The organism is Palleronia sp. (assembly GCF_042089775.1).
Taxonomy (GTDB): domain Bacteria; phylum Pseudomonadota; class Alphaproteobacteria; order Rhodobacterales; family Rhodobacteraceae; genus Palleronia.
The window spans coordinates 1-3,243 of the sequence record NZ_JBELKF010000208.1 but is presented as its reverse complement, the minus strand read 5'-3'; the positions used below and the strand labels follow the sequence as shown (position 1 = coordinate 3,243).

Below are 3,243 nucleotides of genomic sequence, written 5' to 3'. Positions count from 1 at the left end.
AACAGCCTGGCAATACGCGCCGCGTAGCGCCAGACATCAACCGGCGGACCCTCCGCAAGGCCGGAGGGAAGTTGGGGCTCAGGTCAGTGATCTTGCCGGTGTCGATGACACCGAGGCCGGAGCGGTCACGTTTAGCCCGACGTCGCGCGAGCCCCGGACCCGATTGGATTGGCCGGATCTTAGCAAGACTGCGGGTGAAGCCGATCCGAGTCATGGTATGCAAGAACTATCCCGGTGATGAAAGCATGACTGCCGCCCGCTGCGGCCCTCGCCGCTACACCCAAAGTAGAACAAACACTGCGGCGCCCCCGATGCCGGCGTAGGCTGCGCATGGTCCGGCGGTTCGCGCCAGGATATCGCCCTCCCGCCCGGTGAGGCCGACAGTGGCGCTGCCGGCGATAATGTTATGGGGCGCAACTACATTACCGATCGCCGCACCGAAGCACTGGGCCGCGGCCATCACCAGTGGCGGCAACGACAGCCTGGCCGCGGTGGAGACCTGAAGCTCGGTGAAGAGGATGTTCGAGGCGGTCGCCGAGCCGGTGATGAAGGTGCCGAGGGCGCCGATCAGCGGCGAAAGCAATGGCCATGCGGGGCCGATGGCCGTGGCGGCCGCGGCCAGCGCCGCAACCATTCCGGAATGGACCATGAAGCGCGACAGCGCCAGCATGACGAGCAGGGCGAACGCAACCGGCAGGAGGCGCCGCAAGGCTGCATCCAAAGCCTCGCCGACAAGGCCGCCGCGGCCGGCGAGCGCCGCGCCGAGGAAGAACCCGAAAAACAGGATCGTCCCCGGGTGATACAACGGCTGGAACCTCCCGCGAAACCTGTCGTCGAGGCTCCAGCCCAGCGTCAACTCGCTCAGGGCCTGTTGCAACTGGGGGGTCAGCCGCGTTGCCAGGACGACGAGCAGGATCAGGAGGTAAGGCGCGAGGTCCGGCAGCAGTCGGCGCAGGTTCAGCGCACCGGACGCGTTCTGGCGCCGTAGCGTGGCGATGAAGCACCCTGCGCCGACCAGGGCGCCGCCGAGCGTCGGAAGTTCGGGGCCCACGAAATATGCGAGCGCGAGAGACGGGACGAAGAAGCACAGCGCCGCGAGTGCGGACCACGCCAGATCGGAGCGCCGAAGCGGCGCTTCTCCGGCCAGTCGGACCATCAGAACAAGCAAGACCGGTCCCGCCACCGCGTGCAGCAGCGCAGTTCTTACAGCAAGCTTGCCCGCAGAGAGATCTGCAAGCTCGACCTGGACAAGGACTGGTGTGCCGATCGCGCCGAAGGACACGCCCGCTGCGTGGCCAAGCAGGGCCAGGACAACCGCCCGCGCGGGGCCGTAGCCCAGCCCGACGAGCAGCGGGGCTGCAAGTGCAACCGGTGTCCCGAACCCGGCCGCGCCTTCCATGAACAGGCCGAAGAACCATGCGATGAGCAGCGCCTGGATCCTTCTCTCGTCCGTCAGCGCGGCCAGCGTGTCCCGAATGCGCTCAATCGCGCCGGTCCGGCGCTGGAACTCGAAGATCGACAGGGCGGGAAAGATGATCCACAGGATCGTGACCGTCGAATGGGCCGCTTCGGCGAACACCCCGACGCCCGCGCGTATATCGCTTGACCCTTCGGACAAATCGAACGTCGTGGCTATAAGTACCAGCGCCACCGCAAGTCCCGCGGACCCAGCCACAACAGCCGAGCGCCGCAAGATGCCCATTCCGACCAGGACCAGGGCAAGCGGCGCGGCAGCGAGAAGTGCAGACATGGGTGCTCAGCCGCCTTTGGAGCGGACAGGATGAAGCGGCTGACCATCACGCTCGAAGGCAGAGACGTTGGCGATCGTCGTCTCGGCGATGGCAGTCAAAGCTTCTTCAGTAAAGAATGCCTGGTGCCCGGTGATCAGCACGTTGGGGAATGTCAGCAAGCGCGCGAACACGTCGTCCGAGATGAAGCTGCTCGACAGATCCTGGAAGAACAGGTCGCCCTCTTCCTCATAGACGTCAAGCGCGACGCTGCCGACCGCGCCGCTCTTCAGGCCCGCGATGAGCGCCCTTGCGTCGACGACCGCCCCTCGGCTGGTGTTGATCAGCATGACTCCGCGCTTCATCTTCGCCACGGCGGCCGCATCGATCAGGTGATGGGTCTTGGGGGTCAGCGGGCATTGCAGGGTAATGACGTCGCTGGTCGCTAAAAGCTCCTCAAGTCCGGCATAGCGGGCCCCGACGGCGACGCAGGCCGGATTTTCGATTGGGTCGTGGGCCAGCAGGTTGCACCCGAAGCCGCTCAGGATGCGCGCGACGACCTCGCCGATCTGGCCCGTTCCAACGATGCCGACTATTTTTCCACACAGGTCGAACCCCAGAAGCCCGTCCAGCGCAAAGTTGCCTTCACGGACACGGTTGTAGGCTCGGTGCGTCTTGCGGTTTAGCGTCAGCATCAGCGCAATCGCGTGCTCGGCCACCGCGTGAGGGGAGTAGGCCGGCACCCGTGCGACCGAGATCCCGGCAGCTTCGGCCGCGACAAGATCGACATGATTGAACCCGGCAGAGCGAAGCGCAATCAGCGCAACCCCGGACGTGGCCAAGGCCGCGATGACGTCCTGACCAAGGTCGTCGTTGACGAAGGCGCAGACGGCATCCGCTCCTGCCGCGAGTTGCATCGTTCCGGATGTGAGGCGCGCTTCGAAGAAGAAAAGCTCGTGACCCGCGTTGGCCTTCGCCAGGTACTCGGCATCGTACGGCTGGGTGCTGAAGACTGCGATCCGCATTTAAGCTCCCATGGCTGGACGAGACGAAAGAACAGCGCAGGCTCGCCAGTGGTTCTATGAACATACGGCTCCGCTTGCAGGACGCAACAGAAGCGAGAGGTGATCCCGGAAGACCGGCGATTGTGCTAGGCTCAAGACAAATCGATTTGGAGCCAGAACAAGAAGGTTGCTGCGAGGGCGATTACTGCCAGGAAGACCTTCGGGCAGCGATCATAGCGAGTGGCGACGCGGCGCCAGTCTTTCAGGCGCCCGAACATGATCTCGATCCTGCTGCGGCGCTTGTAGCGGCGTTTTTCGTATCGCAGAGGCTTGTCGCGCGACTTTCGCCCCAGGGGCCGAGGGCTATTCCCCTATGATTAGGCCTTCGCGGAGCCAGTTAGCATCATATCCGCGATCTCTCGGCAGCCGGTCGGCCGATGGCAGACTACCGATCAGGGCTCTGGCTCCGGTGTAGTCGCTGACCTGACCGGCCGTGATGAAGAACCTGATGG

Annotated in this window: 2 protein-coding genes and 1 pseudogene; all 3 read right to left on the bottom strand. The window is 64.5% G+C overall.

The window, feature by feature from the left end; translation table 11 throughout:
- Positions 1-274: 274 nt before the first annotated feature.
- Positions 275-1,750, bottom strand: coding sequence for an L-lactate permease (locus ACFDS3_RS20020; RefSeq protein WP_375264091.1), 1,476 nt, complete (start codon positions 1,748-1,750; stop codon positions 275-277).
- Positions 1,751-1,756: 6 nt separating this feature from the next.
- Positions 1,757-2,752, bottom strand: coding sequence for a 2-hydroxyacid dehydrogenase (locus ACFDS3_RS20015; protein WP_375264090.1), 996 nt, complete (start codon positions 2,750-2,752; stop codon positions 1,757-1,759).
- Between the two features lie 131 nt (positions 2,753-2,883).
- Positions 2,884-3,243: pseudogene (locus ACFDS3_RS20010) on the bottom strand (transposase); the annotation flags it as partial.